Below are 25,834 nucleotides of genomic sequence, written 5' to 3' on the forward strand. Positions count from 1 at the left end.
CCTACTGCCCCAACCGTTGCAAAATGTCGCCGACGTGTACCTGATCCGACTTATAGTTGCCGGTGAGCATATACATCATGATGTTGACGCCGCTGCGGTAGGCATATTCTCGCTGGGTCTCGTCCGGCGGCACGGTCGGCAACAGCGGCGAGCCGTTTTCGTCGATCGCCCATGCGCCGGCAAAGTCGTTGCCAGTGATCATGATCGGCGTCACGCCGTCCGAGGAGGCGACAGCATTGCCGTCGCGGCGGCTATCCTGTCTGGCCTCCACCCAGAGCGGGCTATCGGCATAACGGCCGGGAAAGCTCGAGAGCAGGTAGAAGGACTTGGTCAACACATGGCCGGCCGGCACGGGCTCGAGCGCGGGAATATCGAGATTGGCGAGGATCTGCTGCAGCCGCTGGCCGTTCGGGCCGGGCGAAGAGCTGTCACCCATCGTATTGATGGCGTCGCGTGTGTCGAAAAGCACGGTGCCGCCATTGCGCATATAGGCGTCGATGCGGTTGATCGCATCGTTGGACGGCATCGGCGCCGTCGCCGATATCGGCCAGTAGATCAATGGGTAGAATGCGAGTTCGTCCTTCGCTGGATCCAGCCCGACAGGCGCCCCGGGTTCCAGCGTCGTCCGATAGGTCAGATAGTCGGAAAGGCCGGCCAGGCCACGTTCGGAAATATGGTCGACTTCGGACTCGCCCGTGACGACATAGGCAAGATGTGTCTTGTCCAGCCGCGAATAGATGGTGTCGTCGCCGGGCTTTGAATCATCGGCCAAAGCATTTGCCGGATGCAGGAATAGGGCGATCGAGAGCGCCAGCAACAGCATGGCTGCGCCGCCGGCGGCAGCCTTTGCCGATCTGCCGAGGCGTGGGAAAATACCGTTCATGAAAAGCACGATCAGACTATCGGCCAAAAGGACGAGGAAAGCGAGGATGAAGAGGATCGGCTTGGCGGACCATGCTTCTCCATCGATCAGGTCTTCCCGCGCGACTGTTCCGGCCGTCGCATCCAATGGCTTGAGGACAGCGCCGGGGCCTAAGACGTTGACGGCGGAAAAGCCTTCTTCGGAGCCGTAGAGGCCCGGCGGATTGTCGAAACTCGCGACCGGCGCGCCCTTGATGCTCGGTTCGAGCGGCCGGGCGCTACCGATTTCGCTGGTCAGCACGCCCTTGGCGGTCAGAAGCCTGTATGGCGGCAACGCTTCGGCCGTCTTCGCTGCGCCTTCAGCCGAGTTGACGCCGCCTGAGCGGGAGAGCTGGACGATACGGCGCAGCATTTCGACGAAATCACCCGAGATCGGCAGATCGGACCATTGCGGCTCGGCGCTCACGTGGAAGAGAACGATGCGGCCTGCTCGCATTTGCTTTTCAGTGACGAGGGGCGTTCCGTCGGCAAGGCTTGCCCAGGTGCGTTCGGCAAGATCCGGTGTCGGTTCCGCCAGAACCTGCCGCTTGATCAGGACATTGTTCGGCTTTGGCATGCCGGCGAAGGGACCGAAGGAGGGAAAATCTGCCAGCGGCTGCGGCTCGGCCCAGGATAGCGCGCCGCCGAACGTCCGCTCGCCTTGTCGCAACGTCACGGGAACGAGCGGGTCGTCGGCGGGGGCTGCAGCCAGACGCGGACCGGCAAAACGGATCAGCGTTCCGCCATTCTCAATCCAGCGCTGCAGCGGCGCATAGCTTTCCTGCGGCAATCGGCCGACATCGGCCATGATGATCACCGAGGGATTGCCGGCAAGCAATTGCGGAATCGACTTCGCCAGATCCGCGCTGCTGGGTTGGGTCAGATCGGCGTAAGGCTGAAGGGCGCGCTGGATGTAGTAGAGCGGCGAAAGGATCGGCTGGAATTCGTCGGCGGCCTGACCGGAAAGAAGCGCGACGCGGCGGCGGCGAAAGCCGTCGTCAAGCAGGTGCACGGTCCCGGCGTTGGCATAGCGGTCGATGCCGATGCGGGCGAAATCGTTGCGCATCTCGAAGGGAGCCGCGATAGAGCCGGTCGCAACGGTTTGGCCGCCCGCAAAATCGAGCGCGCCGGCGGCAATGGGCCGGCCCTGGCTGTCTTGCGCTGTCAGCCGCAGGTGAAGTGGGCCGGTTCCATTCAGGCGCGTTGCCGTAACGCTCATGTCATTGACGTTGTTCGACGCGCCGGTGATCGCGAGAATGTCGTTGCCATTGCCTTCAATCAACCGCAGCTCGCTTGGCTGAAGGGCGGCGAGACGGCTGACGATATCGTCCTTTTCTTTGGCTTCGATGCCATCGGAGATGAAGGCGATGGTTCCCGGCTTGCTGCCATGGAGCGCCGCCTTGACGGCATCGGCGGCCCGTTGCCTGTCAGGAACCAGCGGTCTCGGGTTCATCGCATGTAGCTTGTCGCGGGCGGCCATGGTGGCACCCGGCGTCGCGTCGTTGCTTTGTTCGGCGGTAAACGCCACCGAGACCGGAATGCCCTTGGCATCGGCATCGTCGATCAGCGCATCGGCCGTTCTGACGCGACGCTCCCAGTCGGAAGCACTTGCCCAGCTGTTGTCTATCATCAACACGAGCGGACCGCTGCCTGACAGGGTATTGGTGCGCGGATTGAACATCGGATTGGCGATTGCAAGGATCACCAGGGCAGCGAGCAGCATCCGCAGCGCCGTCAGCCACCATGGGCTTCGCGCTGGCGTCTCCTCGCGCTTGAGGATGGAGGCTAGAATGCGCAGCGGCGGGAAGACTTCGGTGCGCGGCTGCGGCGGCGTCAGGCGTAGAAGCCACCAGATCGCGGGAAGCAGGATCAGAGCCGCAAGGATGGCCGGCGAGGCGAATGCGAAGGAAAGCCCGCTCATGGCTGACCCCCAGTCGCTACCCTCGCAGGCATGCCGGAAAGATACATATGTACGGCGACCAGCGCTTCCGATGCCAAACGATCGGTGCGATGGCTGACGAAGGTCCAGCCGAGATGGCGCAGCGACTGGCCGAGGTTCTCGCGACGGGCGAGATAAGCGCGCTGATAGTCGTCACGCAGGTTTTCCGCGCGGCCGGCCATCAATTTCGAGCCGGTTTCAGGGTCGCTAAACTCGGTGCGCCCGCTATAGGGAAAGATCTCTTCCGCAGGATCTGCAACTTCGATCACGTGACCACGCAGCCCACGGCGCGCCAGCGGTCCGATCCGGCCCATGACGGTATCGGCATCGTCCAGGAAATCGCCGATCAGCACAATATCGCTCCAACCGCGGATCATTGCCGTCTGCGGCAGGCCACCTTCCAGCGGCGTGTGCATCAGCGCCGCAGCCAGGCGCTCGGCCGCATTGCGGGTCGAGACCGGCTCCATGACGCCGGGGCAACCGATCCGTTCGCCCGAGCGCGACAGGATTTCGGCAAGCGCCAGCATGATGACGAGCGCACGGCCTTCCTTGGAAACATGGCCGTAGGTGGATTTGAACATCATCGAAGGCGAGAGGTCGGCCCAGAGCCAGATCGTGTGCGCGGCTTCCCATTCGTGATCGCGGATATAGGTATGATCGTCGCGGGCGGATCGGCGCCAGTCGATACGCGAAAGGCTTTCGCCCTCGCTATACGGGCGAAACTGCCAGAAATTCTCGCCGATGCCGCGCTTGCGACGGCCGTGCCATCCGGCGATCACCGTGTTGGCGATGCGCTTGGCTTCGACAAGGCAATCCGGCACGAGAGCGGCGCGGCTACGGGCTCGGGAGAGCGCATCATTGCCCGAAGTCGGTCTGACGATCTGTCCGATGGATGCCACGCGCTATACTCTCCTCGACATCCGGCTTACGTTCGCGACTGTTTTACCAGACCCGCAATGACATCGCGCACGGACATGCCCTCGGCACGGGCCGCAAAGGTCAGCGCCATGCGATGTTCGAGCACCGGCTCGGCAAGCGCATGCACATCGTCGATCGACGGTGCAAGGCGGCCTTCATAAAGTGCGCGGGCGCGGGCGCAGAGCATCATGGCTTGGCCTGCACGCGGGCCCGGACCCCAGGCGACATGCTTGTCGGTCGAGGCATTGCCCTGGCCGGGACGGGCGGAACGTACGAGAGACAGGATAGCGTCGACCACGCCGTCGCTGACGGGCATCTGGCGGATCAGTTGCTGAATTTCCAACAGGCGTCCGGCATCGATAACCGCCTGCGGCGTCGTTTCGCCGAGGCCTGTGGTTTCGAGGAGAATACGGCGCTCGTCGGCAAGTTCCGGATAGCCGACATCGACCTGCAGCAGGAAGCGGTCGAGCTGGGCTTCCGGCAGTGGATATGTGCCTTCCTGCTCGAGCGGATTCTGCGTTGCGAGAACGTGGAAAGGAGCGGGCAGGTCATAGCGCTGGCCGGCAATAGTGACGTGGTACTCCTGCATCGACTGCAGCAGCGCCGACTGCGTGCGCGGCGACGCGCGGTTGATTTCGTCGGCCATCAGCAATTGTGCGAAGACCGGACCCTTGACGAAGCGGAAGGAGCGGCGTCCGCTTTCATCCTGGTCCATCACTTCGGAGCCGAGAATATCCGAGGGCATCAGATCAGGCGTGAACTGTACGCGATTGGAGGCGAGGCCAAGGACGGCGCCGAGCGTCGTCACAAGTTTGGTCTTGGCGAGGCCGGGCACGCCGACCAGCAGGGCATGACCGCCGGCCAGCACCGCAAGCAACGTGTTTTCCACGACGCTTTCCTGGCCGAAAATGACCTTCGAGACCTCATCGCGGATGCGGGCGATATCGTTCAGCGCCTTCTCGGCTGACGCGACGATGGCCTGCTCGTCGAGGCTCGTTTCGGTCGATTTGATCATGCCCATTTGCGTCTCCAGTGGCAGAAAAACGGTGCGCGCGATTCGCAGACCTTACACATTTGCCTCACAATCAATACAACTTATCGCCACGAACATGGCTGACAAGCACGTTTCGAATGACTATCTCGTGAGAAACTGTCGTATTCGTGACTGGAGTCGGATGAATTTAGGTCGACGCGACCTAAAATCTGAATCCGCTCCAGAATGAAAAGTAGAGCATGATGTCGTCCGAGGGGTCGCCCACACTTTTCGGCAACATGCTCTAATAGCCAACCGGGACAGAAGAATGGCAACCGAGGAAATCAAGGCAACCGGTGATGCAGCGAGCCTCGCGGCGCTGATTTCGCGCGCTGCGGGCGACAGCGGTGACCACACGAAGGGTTTGCCGCCGGTCGATCGCTGGAATCCGCCGTTTTGCGGCGATCTCGACATGGAGATCAGGGCTGACGGGACCTGGTTCTATCTGGGTACGCCGATCGGGCGTGCGCCGCTCGTCCGTTTGTTCTCGACGGTCCTGCGTAAGGACGAAGATGGCAAAACCTACCTCGTCACACCTGTGGAAAAGGTCGGGATCCGTGTCGTCGATGCGCCTTTCGTCGCCGTCGAAATGAGCGTAACGGAGCGAGATGGCCGACGTGTGCTCACTTTCCGCACCAATGTCGGCGATGTGGTCGAGGCGGGCAGGGATCATCCGATCCGTTTTGTCATTCGCGGCGAAAACAATGAGCTGAAACCCTATCTACATGTTCGCGGACGGCTTGAGGCACTCGTGACGCGGGCTGTCATGTACGATCTCGTTGAACTCGGTGAGCCTGTCGAAATTGCCGGGCGGGAAATGTTTTGCGTGCGCTCCGGCGCCTCGATCTTTCCCGTCATGCCTCTTGCCGAATTGGATGCGCTGACGCGATGAGTGAATTCCCGCTTTATTCTGCCGATGAGTTTCGGCGTCGTGCCCTCCATCAGAGTGGCCGTCCCGTCGAACTTGCCTGGCGCGACCACGGCGATCATCGCCTCAATCCCGAGACCATATCGCATGTCGAGGGACTGAAGCTGAAGGATGCTGCCGTGCTGGTGCCGGTGGTTGACAATGGCGACGACGCCAAGGTGATCTTCACGCTCAGAACTTCGACCTTGCGCAAGCATTCCGGTCAGATCGCCTTTCCGGGCGGCGCGATCGATCCCGAAGATGCATCGCCGGAAATGGCTGCCGTGCGCGAGGCTGGCGAGGAGATCGGGCTTGCCGATATCTTCATCGAACCCGTTGCGCGCCTGCCGAACTACCTGGCTGCGACCGGCTTCCGCATTACGCCGATCCTTGCCGTGGTGAAACCCGGCTTCGATCTGGCTCTCAATCCGACCGAGGTCGAGGATGCTTTCGAGGTGCCGCTCTCGTTTTTGATGAATCCCAGCCATCATGCGACCGACACCATGCTCTGGCAGGGGATCGAACGGCATTTCTATCGCATGCCCTATGGACAGCGCATGATCTGGGGCATTACGGCAAGCATTGTGCGCACGCTCTACGAAAGGCTTTACACATGACGTCCGTTGCTGGTGAGGCCTGGTTTCGCGATGAGGCATTGCAGCGGGTGCTGTCGCTTCTGAATGCCGATGGTGGCGAGGGCCGCGTCGTCGGCGGCGCCGTCCGCAACAGTCTCATGGGATTGCCGGTCGCCGATATCGATATCGCCACGACCTTGTTGCCGGAAGCCGTGGTCGAGCGGGCAGGAGCGGCCGGGATCAAGGCCGTGCCGACCGGCATCGCACATGGAACCGTCACTCTGGTCATCGGCGGCAAACCGTTCGAGATCACCACCTTGCGGCGGGACGTGGAAACGGATGGCCGCCGCGCGCGCGTGGCTTTCAGCGAGGATTGGCAGGCCGATGCGGAACGGCGCGACCTCACGATCAACGCGCTTTACGCCTCTGCCGATGGCGAAGTCGTGGATCTCGTTGGCGGGCTTGCCGACCTCGAGCGCCGCAATATCCGTTTCATCGGCGATGCCGCGACACGAATTGCCGAAGATCATCTGCGCATATTGCGCTTTTTCCGTTTCTTCGCCCATTACGGCAACGGCCGCCCGGATGCGGATGGACTACGTGCCTGTGCTGCCGCTCGAACGAAAATCGCGACACTATCGGCCGAGCGTGTCTGGTCAGAGATGAAAAAGCTGCTTTCGGCCAAGGATCCCGGTCGGGCCTTGCTCTGGATGCGCCAGGTTGGCGTACTGACCGAAGTGCTGCCGGAAACCGAGAAATGGGGTATCGATGCCGTTCCAGCCCTGATTGCCGCCGAGCAGGCTCTCGGTTGGGCCGCCGATCCCTTGCTGCGGCTCGCCGCCATCGTGCCGCCCGACGCGACGAGGCTAGCAAAGCTGGCAGAACGCCTGCGTCTATCGAAGGCCGAGGCCGCCTCCCTTCAAGCCTGGGCGAATGCGCCCGTTATCAAGGATGACCTTTCGGAAGCCGTCTTCGATCGCCTGCTTTACCGCCATGATCCGTCCGGTGTGGCGGTCCGCCTGAAATTGGCGCTTGCCATTGCGCGTGGCAAGGCTGAGGGCGATTTCGAGGAGATGGCGCGCACGGCGCGGCTCGGCAAGTTGCTGGAGCGAGCGGCGAAATGGAAGAAACCAGCTTTCCCACTCAGCGGAGCCGACGCCCTGGCTGCGGGTGTCAATGCGGGGCCGCGTGTTGGCGAGCTTCTCGGCAAGCTGGAACAGGAGTGGCTCGAAGGGAACTTTTCCGATGACCGGGCGAGCCTGCTCGCCCGGCTGAAGGATCTCGCAAACGCCTGACGGCCCGGAGCCGATCAGGCGGCGTGCGCCTCATCACGGATGCGAGCCTTGATGTTGTCGACCATGTTTTCCCGGACGATTGTTTCGCCATGCGCGTCACGCAAGTGCTCGACAGCGCGACGAACCACTTCGGCATCGTCCTTGGCGCGCGTATGCCATGCGCAGCCGGGTACAAGCGTACCACATTCGAACAGTCGCATATCTTCCTCCTCATTCTTCGACACCGTTACGATCCTTCATGCCGAAGGACATGAAGGCTAAACGCGACGGGCAGGGAAAGGTTTCCTTGTCCGGCAAGGCTCCTTGGCTTGCCGGACCTGTTCTTCCGGACTTTTAGTCCGGCATCGCCCAGGATTTAAAGCAGTCTGACGACTGATATCTTGTAATGGGCGCCTGCTTGGCCGAACGAGCAGCCTCCATGCGAACGATGTCGCCAGGTGACTTACCCGCCAGCTGCATTCTCACCTGCTCGATGAAACAGGAGAGGGGCAGATCGGATCCACTGCGGATCCGCATGTCTTCCGCTAGCCGGAGGATGAATTCCGGGCTATCGGCTGTGCGCGAAAGCTTCTCTTCCTTCGAAACTTCCGTGGCTTGATTCTGTATTGCCATTACAACCTCCTCCGATTGAAACGAGCATTACGTAACCTAGGCACTCACTCCGCCGATTTCAGGACTTATCTGATCATTTTATTTTGAATGGCCCAGAGCATGATGCCGAAAAGCATAAGCGGCTTTCGGGAGACATCATGCTCTGCTTCCTTCACGTCCGATTTTAGGTCGAACCGACCCAAAATCATCCAGCTCTAGGGCCAACGCACCACCGGCGGCATGGACGACAAGATCGATTCGACATTGCCGCCTGTCTTAAGCCCGAAGATTGTACCCCGATCATATAACAAATTGAACTCTACATAGCGCCCGCGACGGATTAATTGTTCGTCACGCTGGTCTTCGGTCCATGTCTCGTTGAAGTTGGATCGGACGATACGTGGGTAGACCATGGAGAAGGCGCGTCCGACATCGCGGGTGAAGGCGAAGTCGGCGTTCCAGCCACCCGCTTCCTCCGGCGAATGCTGCCAGTCGAAGAAGATGCCGCCGATGCCGCGGGCCTCGTTTCGATGCTTCAAGAAGAAATATTCGTCACACCAGGTCTTGTAGCGCTGATAGTCTGCGACGTCATGGCGGTCGCAGACGATCTGCATGGCGCGATGAAAAAGAACGCTGTCCGGATCTTCTTGAGTGCGCCGGCGGTCGAGCACCGGCGTCAGGTCGGCCCCGCCGCCGAACCAGTGGCTCGTCGTGACCACCATGCGCGTGTTCATATGCACGGCCGGCACGTTCGGGTTGACGGGATGGGCGATCAACGACAGGCCCGAAGCCCAGAAACGCGGATCTTCTTCCGCACCCGGGATCTGGTTGCGGAAGTCAGGAGAGAATTCGCCATAGACCGTCGATGTATGAACGCCGACCTTCTCGAAAACGCGGCCTTCCATCATCGACATGCGGCCGCCGCCGCCCTGACCGTTTTCCCTCAACCAGTCCTTGGCGACGAACCTTCCCGGCTCCTGATCGGAAAGAGGTCCGGCAAGCTCGTCTTCCAGCTTCTCGAACTCAGCGCAGATTGCATCGCGCAGGCTCTCGAACCAGGTTCTGGCAGCCTCTTTCTTTGCTTCAATGTCCTCAGGTAGTCCTTTGGGAAGATTGGGTCGTTCCATTCATGCTCTCCGAAGGTGCGAGCAGCCGGCGGCCCGCGATTCGCACCGTATGTATCGTGATCGTGAATAACAGCAACTCTACGGCGCAGCCAGTGCGGCGACGTCGCAGGAGAATCGACTCGCAAAATTTCGGATGCGGTATTATCTTCCCTCTCTCAAAGGCGAGGTTTGATCATGAAGATACCCGGACCGCCGCCCCTTGATGGGTTGAGAAGCAGAATATTCCGCTACAGACAGGAGCATCCTGCCGGTGGAAAGAGCGAGTTCGTTCGAGAGACCTATTGTCTCAGTCGTCCCGAAGCGCGTGCCAAGGCGCGCGAATGGTTCGATGAATTCCCGAAAGCCGCCTACTGGACCGAAGTCGAAAGCTGGCGTCAGATCGAGGGCGATCGCATCGAATTCACAATGCGGCGTTTGCCGTCGGCGGATTGAGCTGGACGAAATGGCTGGCTGCAATGACAGGCGACGAGCCTGACGTCGCTACTGTGTGTTCCTCAACCGGCTTTCTATCAGCAGTCCGCTCTCGTCCAGTATGGGATGAGCCACCGAGACGATGTGGGCATTGATGCGTTTCAGGTCGCGTAGCATGTCCAGATGTAGCGAACTGGTTTGCAGGCTGTCGACGCGGCCGTCGCGCAATCTTTCGAGATGGCGTTCAGAGGATTGCTTCTCGAGCTTGCGGACATCCACCTTCACCTCCATCAGCTGCCGGGCGAGATTGAAGTCGCGCGTGACAAGGATGGTCTGCGCGATGCGCAGATTGTCCACCGTCAGGCTGAAAAGGCTTCGAAGCTCGCGATATCCGTCCTCTGAGAAAGTCAGGCCTTTGTCGATCTTCTTTGCGACTTGTTCGGCAAGGCCCTTTTCAATGATGTCGCCGATGTGTTCGAGATTGATCGCATAATCGATGATGACGATGGAGCGGCGGCCGTTCTCGTCATCCAATCCATCGCGCCCAAGCTTCGACAGGTAGATCTTCACTTCCTGCTGGATCTTGTCGACGCGCTTCTCCAGAACGGGGACTTCTTTCAAGGGCGTGAGATCGTTGTCGTTGAAGGCGTTCTCGGTGCGGATCAGCATGCGCTCGATCAGATCGCCGACGGCCAGCACCTCGCGCGTGGCGCTGGCAAGGGCCACGACCGGCGTCTGAAGGGCCTGCTGGTCGAGAAATTTCGGTCCGTCGTCGGTTTGAGGGTCGTTGGGGACGATCCTGAGCATGGTCTTCGACAGCAGGCGCGAGAAGGGCCATGCGCAGATGGCAAGGGCGATATTGAAGAGCAGATGCACATCCACCGGCAGCTTGGCCGGCGAGAAGTGGAGGCTTTGCATCCAGTCGCCGATATAGCCTGCGAGAGGAAGCACGATAAGGCAGCCGATGGCGCGCACGATCAGGTTGCCCAGAGTGACGCGGCGGGCGGTCGCAGGACCAGAAAGCGTCGCCACGAGCGGCGGGACGGCGCCGCCGAGATTGGCGCCGAGCACGAGGACAACTGTCAGGGCCGGCGACAAAATGCCTGTGGACGCAAGCGACAGGATCAGCACGACGACAGCAAGGCTGGACGACGATACGAAAGCGAGCACTGCCGAAAAGATGAGCGCGACGGGCAATGCGCCGTCCAACAGCCCGATGAAAGCGCCAAGCGCCGCCGATTGCCGCATCGGCGCAGTGGCAAGGCTGAGCAGTTGCAGCGAAAGCAGCATGAGCCCGATGCCGATAAGAGCTGCTCCCGCTCCCTGCTGAGCGGTCGACTTGCGGCGGTACAGGACGATGCCGATCAGAATAATGAGAGGAGAGAGCCATTCGATGCCCGTCGCGACGATCCAGGCCGTGACGGCCGTACCGACATTGGCGCCAAGCAGAACGATTTGCGCCATACCAGGCAGAACGAGATCGCGCTCGACGAAGGAGGCAATCATGAGCGCCGTCGCGGTGGAACTCTGCAAGGCGATCGTTGCCACGAAGCCTGACACGAAAGAGCGAGCGCCGCTGCGCGTTCCCTTGGCAAGGCCGGTTCTCAGGCGAGCGCCAAAAGCGCGCGACACGCCGTCCTTGACCTGCGCGAGGCCGAACAGCAGCAAGCCGACGGCGCCGAACAGGTTGATCATGACGATGGTGGATTCCATTCTTCTTCTAGTTCTTTCTCATGCCGCCATGTCATCAATGATTCGGAGATCGCCAATAACCTACTGAAAAGGCATGGATTTCAGTTTTCATTCGCATGGAACATAGGCGGTAATATTGCTTGCCGGCTAAGCATTATACGCTTGCTCCGGCCTTAGTCCACAGTCGCTTGCGACATATTGGATCAATATTTGCGCACTGCGCACCTCAGTGCGGCTTGGGCGGCTGCAACTCTTCGGGGGAGCCAGTTTCAATCTGCGATGTGCTCGGCGCCGTGGCCACGCCGGCACCGGCAGCAAAGGCCTGCTTGACCTTTTCGATCGTCGCGGGCTGCGATTTGACGCTGATCGGCGAGGATTGAACGGCGGGTTCGGCCGCCGCCGGCAGCAAATCCCGCGAGGTTTCGCTTCCACGTTCCTCGGCTTGCCGTTTGGCGAGCGATGGCTGCTCTGCCAGGATTTCCCTAAGTGTTGCGGTCACGGGCAAGTGCCCGTTCAATTCGGTATTCGTGTGATGCCAGGCATGGGGGACGTGCCGATCGGCGTCGAGGAACGGGCGCGAGTTGATTTCGCCGAACCAGTCCCATGCCCCCATGACGTCGACCACATCGGTGAAGGCCGTCGGCATGGCGATACGGGCGCCGATCGTCACGATTTTCATATCCGCAGCGAGCGTCGCCACCCGGGTTGCTGCCTGTCTGGACAGGTCATGCAAGGCGGCGGAGAGGACCAGATTGCCCTTGGAATGGCCGACCAGCAAATCGAAGGAGAGGCGCGTGTCTGCTAGCAGCGCCCGCACGGTGCGCGTATCGAGGCTGGTGCGGCTTGCCGGTTCCTTGCCATGCGCGCCGACCTTGGGGCGCCCGGCGAGATCGTCCAATGTTTCGAGAAACGGCCGCAGGCCCCTCAGGTGGCCGAAGAAAAACAATCCTCCGAATGTCTCGGTAATGGCATCGGCGATGCCGTAGCCGGAGACGACGACGGCAACCGGTCCCTGCACCGCATCGGCGACATTGCGGGCAAAGGCCGCAGCGCCAAGCGCCGAGCCGCCGATGCCGGCGACGGCGAGTGCCCGCACCCTGTCGCCACCTCTCATGACGAATTCATCCACCGTTTCGCAAAGGCGTATCGCCGCTCCGCCGCTTGGCGGAACGATCATGATCGCGCCTTCGGCTGCCAACGAGTCGCTGATGTAGAAGGCTTCTTCCGGCGTGATCATCTTGATGTCGTAGAACAGTGCATCCAGCGCAAGATTCCGCTGGCGAAGGCCTTCCAGCGCAAGATTGCGGCCAGGCGAGCGCTGCAACCGCTCGGGGAGGCTCAATGTGCGCGCAAACTGCGTGAGGGAAAGCGTGAATGCTGTCTGGAACATGGGTCACCTCGCCAAGGCTGCCTGAGTTAGAGCATTCCAAGGCCCAGCTTCTCACACTTTATCCGGCGTGCCAACGCCTATTCGGGTGCGACATTCGACCCCAGTGCCGGCATTTGCGACCATTGCGTCTGCCGCAACGCTTCCCCCGATATCATGGCTGCGGACATTGCGACGTTGATCGAGCGTTGGCCCTCGACCATGGGGATGAGGATGCGGCCGTCGGCTTTTTCGTGGACATGATCGGGGACGCCGGCGCTTTCGCGGCCGAAAAGAAGCACGTCGTTATCGTGGTAGGTGAAGTCGGTATAGGATTGTGCCGCCTTGGTGGAGGCGAGCACCAGCCGGCGACCGCTTTCCTGGCGCCACGTCTCGAAACGCTCCCAATTGACATGCCGCGTCAGGGTGACGGCTGACAGGTAATCCATGCCGGCGCGCTTGAGGTTGCGGTCCGATATGTCGAAGCCAGCCGGCTCGATGATGTCGACGCCAAGGCCGAGGCATGCGGCGAGCCGCAGGATCGTGCCGGTATTGCCGGGAATGTCGGGTTGGTAGAGGGCGATACGGAGCATTGTCATATGCTGCAACTAGCGAAACCGCCGGGATTTGTCTCCGATTTTCATCGATCCGTTGATTTTTGTGATGCTTTCCATCAGCGGAATTGAAGGGTTTCGCCCATTTTTCAGGCATATTCCTCTTTCCAAAAGAAAAAAGCCGCGCTAAAAGACAAGCGCTCTACAACTTGCGAACGAAGGAGGCTCATGATGGATATCTTGTTTGTGACGATGCGCCTCCTGTCGGCCTTTTTTCGGACCCGCTGAGAGCGCCACAAGGCGCGAATTCGCAAGCATTCCCCCTTTCTAAGTCATTGCGCGGCCGATATGGCCTCGTTGTTTTATCGCCCGACCACCATATGAATCTGCGACCTTTGGGCGCAATGGGTGGTCACAGGGTCGAGTCTTTGGAGCATTTCGATGTTTGGCTGGTTTGAACGCCGACTAAATCCATTTCCGAGCGAGGTGCCGGATACGCCTCCGCAGGGTCTCTTTGCATTCTGCTGGCACTATTCGAAACCTGCACTGCCGTGGCTGATCGCCATGAGCATCCTCACCACGGCGATCGCAGTCGGCGAGGTGGCGCTATTCAAGTTCCTCGGCGATATCGTCGAATGGTTGACGAAGGCGGATAAGGCGACGTTCCTGCAGACGGAATGGCAAAAGCTGTTCTGGATGGGGGCTATGGTGCTGATCGGCTTGCCGCTAGCGGCGATCCTCAACAGCTTCATCATGCATCAGGTGTTGCTCGGCAACTATCCGATGATCGCGCGCTGGCAGATGCACCGCTTCCTGTTGCGCCACAGCATGACCTTTTTCGCCAACGAGTTCGCCGGTCGCGTCGCCACCAAGGTGATGCAGACCTCGCTTGCCGTGCGCGAAACGGTCATGAAGATCCTCGACGTCTTCGTCTATGTGTTTGCCTATTTCCTTTCGATGATCCTCGTCATCGCAGCGGCGGACTGGCGTCTGATGTTTCCGATCCTGCTCTGGCTCGGCGTCTATGTGGCGATCGTTTCATACTTCGTGCCTGTGCTGCGCAAGATCGCGTCGCAGCAGGCCGATGCGCGCTCGATGATGACGGGCCGCGTGGTCGACAGCTACACCAACATCGCTACGGTGAAGCTGTTCTCGCATGCGGGTCGCGAGGAGACCTATGCCAAGGCCGGCATGGAGGAATTCCTCGATACCGTGCACAAGCAGATGCGTAAGGTGACGCTGTTCCACGCGACCGTGTATTTCAACAACTGCGCGGCGCTGTTCCTCGTCTCAGTCATGTCGATCTGGTTCTGGCTCAATGGTACGATCTCCGTCGGCTCCATCGCCATTGCCATCGGCCTTGCCATGCGCGTCAACGGCATGTCGCAGTGGGTGATGTGGGAAGTGTCGGCGCTCTTCGAAAACATCGGCACCGTCTATGACGGCATGGGGATGATGACGAAGCCGCACGACATCGTCGACAAGCCGGCAGCCTCGCCGATCGTTGCGAAGCAGGGGGCTATCCGGTTCGATCACATTCGCTTCCATTACGGCAAGGCGAAGGGTGTCATGGAAGATCTCTCCCTCGATATCCAGGCGGGTGAAAAGGTTGGTCTGGTCGGCCGTTCCGGCGCCGGCAAGACGACGCTTATGAACCTGCTGCTACGCTTCTACGATCTGGAGGGTGGCCGCATCACCATCGATGGTCACGACATCGCGGGGGTGACGCAGGACAGTCTTCGTTCGATGATCGGCGTGGTGACGCAGGATACGTCATTGCTGCATCGCTCGATCCGCGACAATATCGCCTATGGTCGCCCCGACGCGACCGATGAGGATGTGATCCGGGCGGCCAAGCGTGCCAATGCGTGGGAGTTCATCGAAGGATTGGTCGACATGCACGGTCGCACGGGGCTGGATGCCCAGGTTGGCGAACGGGGCGTCAAGCTCTCCGGCGGCCAGCGGCAGCGTATCGCGATCGCCCGCGTCTTCCTGAAGGATGCGCCGATCCTGGTGCTCGACGAGGCAACCTCGGCGCTCGATTCCGAAGTGGAAGCGGCAATCCAGGAAAACCTCTTCGCGTTGATGCATGGCAAGACGGTGATCGCAATCGCCCACCGCCTGTCCACGCTGACCGAGATGGACCGGCTCATCGTTCTCGACAAGGGCCGGATCATCGAGATGGGTACGCATCAGGAGCTGGCCCATGGCGGCGGCATCTACGCCGAGCTCTGGAGCCGCCAGTCCGGCGGCTTCCTCGCCGATCATGAAGAGGCCGAAGCGGCCGCGCAATAACAACGGATAGAGCAACTGGGGCGCGATGGTGCCCCAGTTGCTGTTTCTCCGAGCGTTTATTTTTCCCCGAAATCCAAAATGTAGCGAAGACGTCCGAAAGGCGATGTGGCGAACTAACGGCTTGCAAGGGCAAGCTGTAGCGCGAGCGCGCCGAAGGCGGTCGCGAAGCTCCGGCGCATCCAGGATTGAACGGTTGGATTTGAGACGATATGGCGGCGCAGGTAGGCCGCGAATACGCCATACCCCGCAAAGATAAGGAAGGTGAGCGCCATGAAGATCAGGCTGAGTTTCAGCATCAGCATGATCGGATTTGCCTGATCCGCCGTCACGAACTGGGGCAGGAAGGCGAAGAAGAAGATCGACAATTTGGGATTGAGGAGGTTGATCAGGATTGCCGAGCCAATCACCTGTCGCGTGCTTTTGTCTGATGGCGCGCCGTCGACGCGCAAAACGCCTCGCTCTCGAAACATCGACCAGGCCATGTAGAGCAAATAGGCGACCCCGAGCCATTTGAGGGCCTGAAACGCCAGGGCGCTGGTGTGCAGCAGCGCGGCAAGGCCGCTTATCGCGGCAAGCAAATGCGGAATGATGCCAAGTGTGCAGCCGAACGCAGCAATCACACTCGCCCTCGTGCCCCCGGATAAGCCGGCGGCAAGCGTGTAGATGGCCCCGGTGCCGGGAGATGCCACGATGATGAGGGTCGTTATCAGAAACTCCATGCTCATGCGATTGCCCCCACGGCAGAGTGATATATCGGTGTTGCGGAACAGCCGATTGGCGCGGTTAAAGCGTGGCGAGTGCTGGCGAGCGACGGAGGCTGTGGACGTTGCGCGGTGGTGCGAAGCGAAATTGCGAGCATGACTCTCTCTCGATAATGGTTTGAAGCAGCATCGAGGCGTCGTTTCTTCCAGTCTTGAATGAAATTGCGGGTTGGCCGCTTTCCCAAATCCGCCGGCCAATCATAAGGCGCCGACGCAGCATTCTAACGAAAATGTAACCTTTGCGGCGGGGTGCCTTTACTTTCCGGGCCGGCTGAAATTGCCTATATCGCTCATATGTTCATTCGCTCTGTGTTCCGTCTGTTCGAGACCTGGATTGATCCCTACTACCGCAGCGGCGATTTACGGCCGCCTCGGTCGCTTGGTGCCTTCATCTGGTACTATGTCGGACAGGCGAAAGGCCCGTTCCTGGCGATGGCGGCGCTTGGCGGCGCGGTGGCGATGCTGGAGGCGGCGCTATTCTGGTTCGTCGGTCATCTGGTCGATATTCTCGACAAGGTGAAGCCGGGCGAGGGGTGGAGCGGACTGCTTGCCGGCCACGGCGGCGCACTTCTCGGCATGGTCTTCGTGGTGCTCGTCGTGCGCTTCGTGATCGTCAGCCTTGGCGCTCTCGTGGAAGAGCAGGTCGTCGTCCCCGGCTTTCTCAATCTCGTGCGCTGGCAGGCCTACCGGCATGTGGCCAGGCAATCGGTCGAGTTCTTCCAGAACGATTTTTCCGGCCGCGTCGTCACCAAAGTCTGGTCGGCAGGGCAGGCGACCGGCGATCTCGTCGTCTCGCTGCTGCAGGTGGTCTGGTTCATCATCATCTATGCCGCCTCCACCATCGCGCTTGTGGGCGGGCTCGACTGGCGGCTGGCGCTGGTGATTACGGTATGGATCGGCGTCTTTTCACTGCTGGCCCGTCACTTCGTTCCGCGCATTCGCCAACATGCACGCAACGCGGCGGAAGCGTCCTCTATGCTGAACGGGCGCATGGTTGACGCCTATGCCAACATCCAGACCTTGAAGCTCTTCGGGCGCGAAGAGCAGAATGACGATTATATCCGCCGGGGGTTCGATCGCTTCCAGGCCGCCGTCATGCCGTTTACGCGGCTGTTGACCGGCGTGCGCTCGTCGTTGGCGCTGCTCTCCGGCGTGATGATCACCACCATCGGTGCGCTTGCCGTGCATCTCTGGCTGGCTGGCGAGATCTCGACCGGCGGCGTCGCCTTCACGCTCAGCATGGTTCTGCGGCTGAACATGCTCTTCGGCCGTATGATGTCGCAGTTCAACGCCATCATGCGCAATCTCGGCACGATCCAGAATTCGGCCGAGATGATTTCCGAGCCCATCGGGCTGGTCGACCGCGCCGTGGCCAAGGATCTCAGGATCAGTGGCCCGGAAATTCGCTTCGAAAACATAACCTTCCACTACGGGCGCGGCGGCGGCATTATCGATGATTTCTCGCTCAATGTGCGTGCAGGCGAGAAGGTCGGCATCGTCGGACGCTCGGGGGCGGGCAAGACGACACTCGTCAATCTGCTGCTGCGCTTCTACGATCTCGAGGGCGGCCGCATCCTGATCGACGGACAGGATATTACCGGTGTGCGGCAGGAGTCGCTGCGCGGCGCTATCGGCATGGTGACCCAGGATACCGCGCTTCTCAACCGATCCATTCGCGACAACATTCTCTTCGGGCGTCCGGACGCCAGTGACGAGCAGATGGTCGAGGCGGCGCGGCAGGCGGAGGCGGATGCGTTCATCACCGCCCTTGAGGATCAGAAGGGGCGTACGGCCTATGCGGCCCATGTCGGCGAGCGTGGCGTCAAGCTCTCCGGCGGGCAGCGGCAGCGCATCGCAATTGCGCGCGTCATGCTGAAGGATGCGCCCATCCTCGTGCTTGACGAGGCGACATCGGCGCTGGATTCGGAGGCCGAAGCTGTCCTGCAATCCAATCTCGATAGGCTGATGAAGGGCAAGACCGTTCTGGCGATCGCCCACCGGCTTTCGACCATCGCCAAGCTCGATCGCTTGATCGTTATCGACAAAGGCGAGATCATCGAGGAGGGCACCCATGACGAGCTGATCGCTCGGGGCGGCCTCTATTCCGAACTCTGGGCGCGCCAGTCCGGCGGTTTCATTGCGGCCGATGCGGATTGATCGCGGCCTGTCCGGCCCGCTGTGCGATCAAAGGTGACCAGGAACGCTAAACTCCGTCATCAAACCAAAATGGTTCGAGCCCATTGCATCCGGGATCTGCTTTACGGATATCAGCCGCAGTGGAGCACGAGCGAAGACGTGATCGATGGTGATGCCATAGGCTCCTGCCGCGATCGGCCAGGTCGCAGGCTCCGGGAAGACATGGCGCAGACCGGTTGCGGCCAGGAATTCGCGCATGTCGGGCGTGATGACGGAAGCGTTGAAGTCGCCGGCGAGAAGCAATGGTCCCTTCACGTCCTCGAGGGCTGCCGCGAGGAGACCAAGCTCGACCTGGTGGAACTCGTCAAAATAGGGCTTGCTCAGATGAACCGAGGCGAAATTGACGGGTTGGCCATCCATGTCGATGCTGGCCAGAATGAAGCGATTGTCCCAGAGGCTGCCGAGGCTGCGCATGAGCTGGGTTTGAAGCGGCCTTTTCGAGAGCAGTAGAGAATCGCAATCGGTGGTCATCACGCCGCAGCCGATGCGATAGGGATAGATCTTGAGGATGCGATCCATATCCGAGAAAACTGGTCCCGCCTCGAAGATTTCGACGACATCGGCATTCGAGCCGACGATGAGATCGGCTATGCGGGTTCCGTTTTCAAAATTGCTGTCCTCGATGTTGAAGGATAGCAGCCTGAAATGGCCGCCGCCGGCCTCCGCCGACGCGACAAGCGAAGATGCTGCGTATTCCTGCAGCATGAACACCGAATGGATCAGCAGCACGGCGCCCGCCGCGGTCAGAAAGACCGCATACCAGTGACGTTTGAAGGCAAATGCGATCAATGCAAGCAGGATCGCAAATAGGCTTATGTGGGTCTGCAGGCTTTCGAAGAAGGCCAGGATCCAGAGATCAGCGACATAGCGGGCCGCAAGAATGCCCAGCGCCAGTGTGGCGAAAACGCATAGAACGCAATAAATCGTGTGTCTCATGAGACGTTCTCGAGCTTCGTTTTCAACGCTGCGAATGCGCAAGACAACGACCGCTATCCTCCATAATTTGCCGGGGAAATCCATTCGGTTTTAAGAGGTAAAGCCTAGGCCCACTGGCACGTCGAAAGTGCTAATATTGGGGCGTATTTTGCAGTGCGGTATTGAAATCGCTGATGATTTCGCTCTGCAATATGAGGAGACGCCGCGCGGAACCGCTGATTTTTCATGCATTTACAGCGACGTCTTGAAGTCTGAAGAGTTCGAGGCCCGGCCTTGCGACGCTATAGCGCAGTTTTGCCGCGACATTGTGCCCTCTACGCTTGCCAAGGCTGGACATAATTTGCGATCAAGCTTAGAACGCAGCGGGTTACGGAGGAATCTATGGCGGAATTATGGTCGCGTTGATTCGCCGTTAGTGAGAGGGGTACCGCGGTTTCACCGTGGTTTGCGGGAAGAGGATGTGCAGCGTTGAGCGAGCATAGTACGACAAGTGAATCCACAGGCGAGCCTACGCGCCGCGATTTCCTTTATTTGACGACAGGTATGGCCGGCGCCGTTGGTGCGGTTTCGGTTGCATGGCCGTTTATCGATCAGATGCGGCCGGACGCATCGACGCTTGCTCTCGCATCCATCGAAGTCGATGTGTCGAGCCTCGAGCCTGGCATGTCCCTGACGGTGAAGTGGCGCGGCAAGCCCGTTTTCATTCGTAACCGCACGCAAAAAGAAATCGACGATGCCAAGGGCACGCAGCTCTCGGATCTGAAAGATCCCGTTGCTCGCAATGCCAATCTTCCAGCTGATGCGCAGGCAACGGACGTTGCCCGTTCTGCCGGTGAAGGCAAGGAAAACTGGCTCGTCATGATCGGCGTCTGCACCCATCTCGGTTGCATTCCGCTAGGTCAGGCGGGGGAATACGGCGGGTGGTTCTGTCCCTGCCATGGTTCGGTCTACGATACCGCCGGTCGCATACGCCACGGGCCTGCGCCGCAGAACCTCTTCATACCGCAATATGCGTTCACGTCGGATAAGAAGATCAAGGTCGGTTGAGGGGGAGCTGAATCATGAGTGGTCATTCGTCTTACGAGCCATCGACAGGGCTCGAAAAATGGGTCGACGCGCGGCTTCCGCTGCCGCGTATGGTCTATGACAGTTTCATTGCCTACCCGGTCCCGCGCAATCTGAACTATGCCTATACGTTCGGCGCCATGCTGGCCGTCATGCTGGTCCTGCAGATCCTGACCGGCGTCGTGCTTGCCATGCACTATGCGGCCAACACGGCGATTGCTTTCAACTCGGTCGAAAAGATCGTTCGCGACGTCAATCACGGCTGGCTGCTGCGCTACATGCACGCCAACGGCGCGTCGTTCTTCTTCGTGGCCGTCTATCTCCACATTGCCCGTGGCCTTTACTACGGTTCCTACAAGGCGCCCCGCGAAATCCTTTGGATTCTCGGCGTCATCATCTACCTCTTGATGATGGCAACGGCCTTCATGGGCTACGTTTTGCCCTGGGGTCAGATGTCCTTCTGGGGTGCGACCGTCATTACCGGCTTCTTCTCGGCCTTCCCATGGGTCGGCGACTGGATCCAGACCTTCCTGCTCGGTGGTTTCGCCGTCGACGATCCGACGCTCAACCGCTTCTTCTCGCTGCACTACCTGTTGCCCTTCATGATCGCGGGTGTCGTCATCCTGCACATCTGGGCACTGCATGTGACCGGCCAGACGAACCCGACCGGCGTCGAGGTCAAGTTGAAGACCGATACGGTGCCCTTCACGCCCTATGCGACGCTGAAGGATGCGCTTGGCGTTTCCATCTTCCTGCTGGTCTTCGCTTATTTCGTCTTCTACCTGCCGAACTTCCTCGGCCACGCCGACAACTACATTCCGGCCAACCCGCTGAAGACGCCGGCCCACATTGTTCCGGAATGGTACTTCCTGCCATTCTACGCGATGCTGCGCTCGATCACCTTCAACATCGGCCCGATCGACTCGAAGCTCGGCGGCGTTTTGACGATGTTCGGCGCCATCATCGTGCTGTTCTTCCTGCCTTGGCTCGATACGTCGAAGGTTCGCTCTGCCGTCTATCGCCCCTGGTACAAGCTGTTCTTCTGGTTGTTCGTCGCCGATGCCATCCTGCTCGGCTGGCTCGGCTCGCAGCCGGCAGAAGGCATCTACACGACGGCTGCACAGTTCGCGACGCTGTTCTACTTCCTGTTCTTCCTCGTCATCATGCCGGTGCTCGGCCTGGTCGAGACACCGAAGCGTGTTCCGAATTCCATTACGGAAGCGGTTCTTGAGAAGCAGGGCGGTAAAGTTGCCGCTCCGGTTCAGGCATAACCGGCGATAGAGGAAGAAAACGATGAAGAAACTTATTGTCGGCCTTCTGTCGCTCACGCTGATCGGCGGCGCTGCTACGGTCGCAGCCTCTGCCGAGGAAACGAAGCCTGCCGCAGAAGCCGCGACACCGCATTACCCGCTGAAGGAGCCGCGCGAGCAGCACTGGTCCTTCTCCGGCCCGTTCGGCTACTACGACAAGGCACAGCTGCAGCGCGGCCTCAAGGTCTATACGGAAGTCTGTTCCGCCTGCCATTCGATGAAGCTTGTGGCCTACCGTACGCTCGGAGATCTCGGCTATACGGAAGCACAGGTGAAAGCCTTTGCTGCCAATTACGAGGTGCAGGACGGTCCGAACCCTCAGGGTGAGATGTTCACTCGTAAGGCGGTTCCGTCTGACCACTTCAACTCGCCGTTCCCGAACGACGAAGCGGCAGCGGCGTCGAACGGCGGTGCCGTGCCGCCTGACATGTCGCTGCTTGCCAAGGCGCGCGAAGTCGAGCGCGGTTTCCCGCAGTTCATTTTCGATATCTTCACGCAGTATCAGGAAGGCGGCCCGGATTATATCTATTCGCTGCTGACCGGCTATGAAGAACCGCCCGCAGGCTTCAAGCTGCCGCAGGGATCGCACTACAACCCGTATTTCGATGCGGCTGCGACTTTTGCCATGCCGAAGCCGCTTTCGGATGGACAGGTGACCTATGACGACGGCTCGCCGCAGACGGTCGATCAATATGCACGCGACGTTTCCGCATTCCTGATGTGGACCTCGGAACCGCATCTGGAAGATCGCAAGCATCTCGGCTTCATGGTCATGGTGTTCCTGCTGATCTTCTCGATCCTGATCTACCTCACCAAGCGTTCCGTCTATGCCAAGGCCGGCGCTCACTGAGTATTCATAGAACGACCCGGAAAGGCGGCCCGTCGAGGCCGCCTTTTTTGTTGGTATAGCGCCCACATATTGATAGGGTGCCGCCGGCCCTATCACAGCCTGAGAGACTATATTTGATGAACACTATTGCTTCGGAGCTTGCTGCCAGCATCCGCTCCATTCCGGACTATCCCAAGCCCGGCATCATCTTCCGCGACATCACGACGATGCTTGGCGACGCCAGGGCGTTTCGTCGTGCTGTCGACGCGCTGGTGCAGCCCTATGCCGGTACGAAGATCGACAAGGTCGCCGGAATGGAAGCGCGCGGCTTTATTCTCGGGGGTGCGGTGGCGCATCAATTGTCGGCAGGCTTCGTGCCGATCCGCAAGAAGGGCAAGCTGCCGCACGATATCGTCCGGATCGCCTACAGCCTGGAATATGGCGTCGACGAGATGGAGATGCATCGCGATGCGGTCAATCCCGGCGAAAGGGTAATCCTCGTCGACGACCTGATCGCGACAGGCGGCACCGCTGTCGGCGCGACGAAACTGTTGCGCCAGATCGGCGCCGAGGTCGTTGCAGCCTGCTTCGTCATCGATCTGCCTGACCTCGGCGGCCGCAAGAAGCTCGAGGAGCTGGACGTGCCGGTTCACACACTGGTGGAATTCTCCGGCCACTGATCTCGCTGTGAACGATAGGGGCGGGGATCCTGTTCGATCTCCGCCACCCCATGGTTGGCCCTACGCAGCTTCGGTCGGAATCTCATCGCATTCTTCCGACTGTATTTCAGTCAAATCCCAATACGGTGCTTTCGAAACGCAAAACCTGCGTGTCGTCCTGGTTGTTGCCGTCACAGGCAAGCGTATAGAGCGTCCAGCCGGGGCGCGAGGCCAGCGGGCGGCTGGCGATGAGAGTGAGACCGAAAGTGATGGTGTCGCCGGCAAAGACCGGGCGCAGCCACTGCAGATTCTTGAATCCCGGCGAGGGACCGAGCTTGGGCGGGGTCTTGCCCTCACCAATCAGCCGCGCGGTTTCGGATTTCCAGAAATCGACGAAGCTGCGCATCCAGACGGAGCAGCTATGCCAGCCGGAGGCACAAAGCCCGCCGAACAACGAGTGTTTGGCGGCTTCGGCATCCATGTGAAAGATCTGCGGATCGAAGCGCGATGCGAAATGGATGATAGCTTCGGGTGTGAAGGTGTGGCTGCCGATCTCCATGCGTTCGCCGATCGTGTAGAGGTCATCCAGTTTCATACCGTTGCCTCCACGCCGGCGCGCAACCGGATCATTGTCGCATTCTCACCGAGGCAGACGAGCTCGCCGCGCTGATTTTCTACTTCGTGACGGAATTTGACGATGCCGACGCCCGGGCGCGAGCGCATCGGGCGCGCTTCCAATACGATGGAGCGACCAGACAGCGTATCGCCGGCCAGTACCGGCTTCTTCCAGTCCATGAAGTCGATGCCCGGCGCGCCTTGCGCGTCTGTGTTGAGAAGATAGGAATCACACATCATGCGCATGAACATCGCGGATGTATGCCAGCCGGAGGCGGCAAGGCCACCGAGGATGCTGGCGCGGCCCGCTTCTTCGTCCAAATGCATCGGCTGTGGATCGAATTCGCTTGCAAATGCGACGATTTCCTCAGTCGTGACATGCTTCGGACCGAGCGGAAACTCCTGTCCCGGCTTGAAGTCTTCATAGGCCAGTTTCGTCATGTCTCATGCCGTCCTTCAAATCGCCCGAGGCGCATCGCGATCTCTTGGATTTGCTCTTTGCTCTTCAGGTTCCGGGTTCCCGGTATGTCGCCACCGCAAAGCCGCTACACGCTCTTGCGCGACATGCTCCAGATCGGCAATCGCATAGGCAACAGTCGTGGCGCAAGTATTTTCAACGGCGAGGCGAGCGATGTCGGTCGCCAAATAGCCACGGGCGTCCGGCAGCCCTTGATTGTGCGGCAACGATATGCTGAGGCTTGGTAGCATGGTGATGAAATGGGATCAGGGATGAGCGAGCTTAAAAACGCGCTGGAAGATGCGGCCGGCGAGGGAATTATCTCCGCCACTCAGGCGGAGCGGCTGCTTCCCTATTTGACCGAAAGAAACATCGGTGCGCGCGCGGGGAGCGGCCTTTCGGGCACGCGTTCGGGGGATGCAGCCAACCCGCTGGAAGACACGGAAGCCCCACGTTTCGTTCGCGGCTTCCACGATGTGCTGATCACGATCGGTATCATCGTCCTGCTCGTTGGGCTATGGGGGTTGGCACACCAATATCTATCGGTGCTGGCGATCATCCTTCTAGCGGAGATCCTGGTGCGTCGCCAGCGGTTGGCGCTGCCGGCGGTTGTCCTGACAATCGCCCTTGTCATCTGGCTCTGCTACACCATCGTAAGCTATGTCAGCGCGACGCCGGCCCTCTCCGATAATTTCACCATTGGCGCGCTGGTGCTGACAATTCCGTTTCCGCTGGTGCTGGCATTGTTCTATTGGCGCTACCGGATACCTCTGTCGCTGGCTTTGCTGCTTTTCTCCTTGTTCGGGTTACTGCTGGCGACGGTCTTCTATATCATCGGCTCGGCCCTTCGCTCTACCGACGTGCCGTCCGACTATCCGACCGTAACGCTCGTGATCCTGCTGGCGGCGGCTGTCGGCAGCTTTGCCTTGGCGATGCGCTTTGACCTGAGCGACCCGCAAAGGGTCACGCGCCGCTCCGACGTTGCCTTCTGGCTGCATCTCGCCACGGCCCCAGCCTTGCTCTATTCGACGATCCTGCTGGCGCTGCGGCTCGAGCTTGGTGACGGCGCTGCGGCCTTCGCCAACCTCGCCAATGTCTTTTTTGGGGGCTATGCGCAGGCCCTGACGGTTCTCGGCGTGGTTATGGTGATGATGCTGATCGGTCTTGTCATCGATCGCCGCGCCTTCGTCACTGCCGGTCTCGTGTCGCTCGGTCTCGCGACCGGCGCGCTTCTCCGTCACAACAATGCCGGGCTCGACCAGGTCGGCTTTCTTGTCTTGCTGATTGTCGGAGTGGTGGTGCTTGTTATCGGCATCGGCTGGACGACATTGCGTCGCGTCGTCGTGTCTCAACTGCCGGATGGCCTGCAAGCGCGGCTGCCGGCGCTCAGATAGGCGCCGGCA

General features: G+C 60.1%; 24 protein-coding genes. 11 read left to right on the plus strand and 13 right to left on the minus strand.

Annotation, left to right across the window (positions count from 1 at the left end):
- Position 1: 1 nt before the first annotated feature.
- From ACIQJ2_RS10745 to ACIQJ2_RS10755, 3 genes are read right to left on the minus strand one after another with little or no spacing between them, the layout of a single operon-like run.
- Positions 2 to 2,821, minus strand: a complete 2,820-nt coding sequence (locus tag ACIQJ2_RS10745) for a DUF4159 domain-containing protein (RefSeq protein ID WP_400673591.1) — start codon at positions 2,819 to 2,821, stop codon at positions 2 to 4.
- Positions 2,818 to 3,738 carry a DUF58 domain-containing protein gene (locus ACIQJ2_RS10750; protein ID WP_400673593.1) on the minus strand — a complete coding sequence of 307 codons (921 nt, stop codon included), beginning with the start codon at positions 3,736 to 3,738 and terminating at the stop codon, positions 2,818 to 2,820. The genes ACIQJ2_RS10745 and ACIQJ2_RS10750 overlap by 4 nt, the downstream gene beginning before the upstream one ends.
- A 26-nt stretch (positions 3,739 to 3,764) precedes the next feature.
- Complete coding sequence (locus ACIQJ2_RS10755) at positions 3,765 to 4,778, minus strand: AAA family ATPase (protein WP_400673595.1); 1,014 nt, start codon at positions 4,776 to 4,778, stop codon at positions 3,765 to 3,767.
- Between the two features lie 280 nt (positions 4,779 to 5,058).
- Here ACIQJ2_RS10755 and ACIQJ2_RS10760 point away from each other — a divergent pair, with 280 nt between their 5' ends.
- From ACIQJ2_RS10760 to ACIQJ2_RS10770, 3 genes are read left to right on the plus strand one after another with little or no spacing between them, the layout of a single operon-like run.
- Positions 5,059 to 5,682, plus strand: coding sequence for a DUF1285 domain-containing protein (locus ACIQJ2_RS10760; RefSeq protein WP_400673597.1), 624 nt, complete (start codon positions 5,059 to 5,061; stop codon positions 5,680 to 5,682).
- Entirely contained in the window at positions 5,679 to 6,314 is a 636-nt protein-coding gene (locus ACIQJ2_RS10765) for a CoA pyrophosphatase (RefSeq protein ID WP_199092644.1), read from the plus strand. The genes ACIQJ2_RS10760 and ACIQJ2_RS10765 overlap by 4 nt, the downstream gene beginning before the upstream one ends.
- Entirely contained in the window at positions 6,311 to 7,567 is a 1,257-nt protein-coding gene (locus ACIQJ2_RS10770; protein ID WP_199142551.1) for a CCA tRNA nucleotidyltransferase, read from the plus strand. Before ACIQJ2_RS10765 ends, ACIQJ2_RS10770 begins: the two co-directional genes overlap by 4 nt.
- A 14-nt stretch (positions 7,568 to 7,581) precedes the next feature.
- On the opposite strand, the gene ACIQJ2_RS10775 is transcribed toward ACIQJ2_RS10770, so the two are convergent.
- From ACIQJ2_RS10775 to hemF, 3 genes are all read right to left on the minus strand, one after another.
- On the minus strand, positions 7,582 to 7,767 hold the full coding sequence (locus tag ACIQJ2_RS10775; RefSeq protein ID WP_199092648.1) for a DUF1059 domain-containing protein: 186 nt from the start codon (positions 7,765 to 7,767) through the stop codon (positions 7,582 to 7,584).
- Between the two features lie 133 nt (positions 7,768 to 7,900).
- Positions 7,901 to 8,179 (minus strand): hypothetical protein, encoded by a 279-nt coding sequence (locus ACIQJ2_RS10780; protein ID WP_199142549.1) that lies wholly within the window; start codon positions 8,177 to 8,179, stop codon positions 7,901 to 7,903.
- A 194-nt stretch (positions 8,180 to 8,373) separates the two neighbouring features.
- On the minus strand, positions 8,374 to 9,285 hold the full coding sequence (hemF, locus tag ACIQJ2_RS10785; protein WP_199142547.1) for an oxygen-dependent coproporphyrinogen oxidase: 912 nt from the start codon (positions 9,283 to 9,285) through the stop codon (positions 8,374 to 8,376).
- A 171-nt stretch (positions 9,286 to 9,456) separates the two neighbouring features.
- Here hemF and ACIQJ2_RS10790 point away from each other — a divergent pair, with 171 nt between their 5' ends.
- A complete protein-coding gene (locus ACIQJ2_RS10790) occupies positions 9,457 to 9,717 on the plus strand; it encodes a hypothetical protein (RefSeq protein ID WP_199142955.1) in 261 nt (86 codons plus the stop codon).
- Between the two features lie 48 nt (positions 9,718 to 9,765).
- On the opposite strand, the gene ACIQJ2_RS10795 is transcribed toward ACIQJ2_RS10790, so the two are convergent.
- The 3 genes from ACIQJ2_RS10795 to ACIQJ2_RS10805 form a co-directional block, all read right to left on the minus strand.
- On the minus strand, positions 9,766 to 11,409 hold the full coding sequence (locus ACIQJ2_RS10795) for a Na/Pi cotransporter family protein (protein WP_400673601.1): 1,644 nt from the start codon (positions 11,407 to 11,409) through the stop codon (positions 9,766 to 9,768).
- A gap of 205 nt (positions 11,410 to 11,614) precedes the next feature.
- A complete protein-coding gene (locus ACIQJ2_RS10800) occupies positions 11,615 to 12,778 on the minus strand; it encodes a hypothetical protein (RefSeq protein ID WP_400673603.1) in 1,164 nt (387 codons plus the stop codon).
- 77 nt (positions 12,779 to 12,855) lie between these two features.
- Positions 12,856 to 13,353 (minus strand): tRNA (cytidine(34)-2'-O)-methyltransferase, encoded by a 498-nt coding sequence (locus ACIQJ2_RS10805; protein ID WP_199142541.1) that lies wholly within the window; start codon positions 13,351 to 13,353, stop codon positions 12,856 to 12,858.
- A gap of 396 nt (positions 13,354 to 13,749) precedes the next feature.
- Here ACIQJ2_RS10805 and ACIQJ2_RS10810 point away from each other — a divergent pair, with 396 nt between their 5' ends.
- On the plus strand, positions 13,750 to 15,603 hold the full coding sequence (locus ACIQJ2_RS10810; protein ID WP_199142539.1) for an ABC transporter ATP-binding protein: 1,854 nt from the start codon (positions 13,750 to 13,752) through the stop codon (positions 15,601 to 15,603).
- 113 nt (positions 15,604 to 15,716) lie between these two features.
- Here ACIQJ2_RS10810 and ACIQJ2_RS10815 read toward each other — a convergent pair whose 3' ends face one another.
- Positions 15,717 to 16,328, minus strand: coding sequence for a LysE family translocator (locus ACIQJ2_RS10815; protein WP_400673606.1), 612 nt, complete (start codon positions 16,326 to 16,328; stop codon positions 15,717 to 15,719).
- A gap of 330 nt (positions 16,329 to 16,658) precedes the next feature.
- Between ACIQJ2_RS10815 and ACIQJ2_RS10820 the strand changes: the two genes are divergently transcribed.
- Complete coding sequence (locus ACIQJ2_RS10820; protein ID WP_400673773.1) at positions 16,659 to 18,521, plus strand: ABC transporter ATP-binding protein; 1,863 nt, start codon at positions 16,659 to 16,661, stop codon at positions 18,519 to 18,521.
- A 27-nt stretch (positions 18,522 to 18,548) separates the two neighbouring features.
- Here the strand turns inward: ACIQJ2_RS10820 and ACIQJ2_RS10825 are convergent, their stop codons facing one another.
- Positions 18,549 to 19,496: an endonuclease/exonuclease/phosphatase family protein gene (locus tag ACIQJ2_RS10825; protein WP_199142535.1), complete on the minus strand. Its 948-nt coding sequence runs from the start codon at positions 19,494 to 19,496 to the stop codon at positions 18,549 to 18,551.
- A 468-nt stretch (positions 19,497 to 19,964) separates the two neighbouring features.
- On the opposite strand from ACIQJ2_RS10825, the gene petA reads away from it, so the two are divergent.
- From petA to ACIQJ2_RS10845, 4 genes are all read left to right on the plus strand, one after another.
- Positions 19,965 to 20,543, plus strand: a complete 579-nt coding sequence (gene petA / locus ACIQJ2_RS10830) for a ubiquinol-cytochrome c reductase iron-sulfur subunit (RefSeq protein WP_199142526.1) — start codon at positions 19,965 to 19,967, stop codon at positions 20,541 to 20,543.
- Positions 20,544 to 20,557: 14 nt separating this feature from the next.
- Complete coding sequence (locus ACIQJ2_RS10835; protein ID WP_199142524.1) at positions 20,558 to 21,832, plus strand: cytochrome b N-terminal domain-containing protein; 1,275 nt, start codon at positions 20,558 to 20,560, stop codon at positions 21,830 to 21,832.
- A gap of 22 nt (positions 21,833 to 21,854) precedes the next feature.
- The gene (locus ACIQJ2_RS10840; protein WP_400673609.1) at positions 21,855 to 22,721 is read left to right on the plus strand and encodes a cytochrome c1; all 867 of its coding nucleotides are present in this window, start codon (positions 21,855 to 21,857) and stop codon (positions 22,719 to 22,721) included.
- 116 nt (positions 22,722 to 22,837) lie between these two features.
- Complete coding sequence (locus ACIQJ2_RS10845; RefSeq protein ID WP_034476679.1) at positions 22,838 to 23,380, plus strand: adenine phosphoribosyltransferase; 543 nt, start codon at positions 22,838 to 22,840, stop codon at positions 23,378 to 23,380.
- Positions 23,381 to 23,486: 106 nt separating this feature from the next.
- On the opposite strand, the gene ACIQJ2_RS10850 is transcribed toward ACIQJ2_RS10845, so the two are convergent.
- Entirely contained in the window at positions 23,487 to 23,954 is a 468-nt protein-coding gene (locus ACIQJ2_RS10850; protein ID WP_400673611.1) for a MaoC family dehydratase, read from the minus strand.
- The gene (locus tag ACIQJ2_RS10855; protein WP_400673614.1) at positions 23,951 to 24,415 is read right to left on the minus strand and encodes a MaoC family dehydratase; all 465 of its coding nucleotides are present in this window, start codon (positions 24,413 to 24,415) and stop codon (positions 23,951 to 23,953) included. The genes ACIQJ2_RS10850 and ACIQJ2_RS10855 overlap by 4 nt, the downstream gene beginning before the upstream one ends.
- Positions 24,416 to 24,703: 288 nt before the next feature.
- On the opposite strand from ACIQJ2_RS10855, the gene ACIQJ2_RS10860 reads away from it, so the two are divergent.
- A complete protein-coding gene (locus ACIQJ2_RS10860; protein ID WP_400673616.1) occupies positions 24,704 to 25,825 on the plus strand; it encodes a hypothetical protein in 1,122 nt (373 codons plus the stop codon).
- Positions 25,826 to 25,834: the final 9 nt, after the last annotated feature.

This window comes from Rhizobium sp. NPDC092011 (genome assembly GCF_044756305.1).
In the GTDB taxonomy this organism is placed as follows: Bacteria; Pseudomonadota; Alphaproteobacteria; order Rhizobiales; family Rhizobiaceae; genus Rhizobium.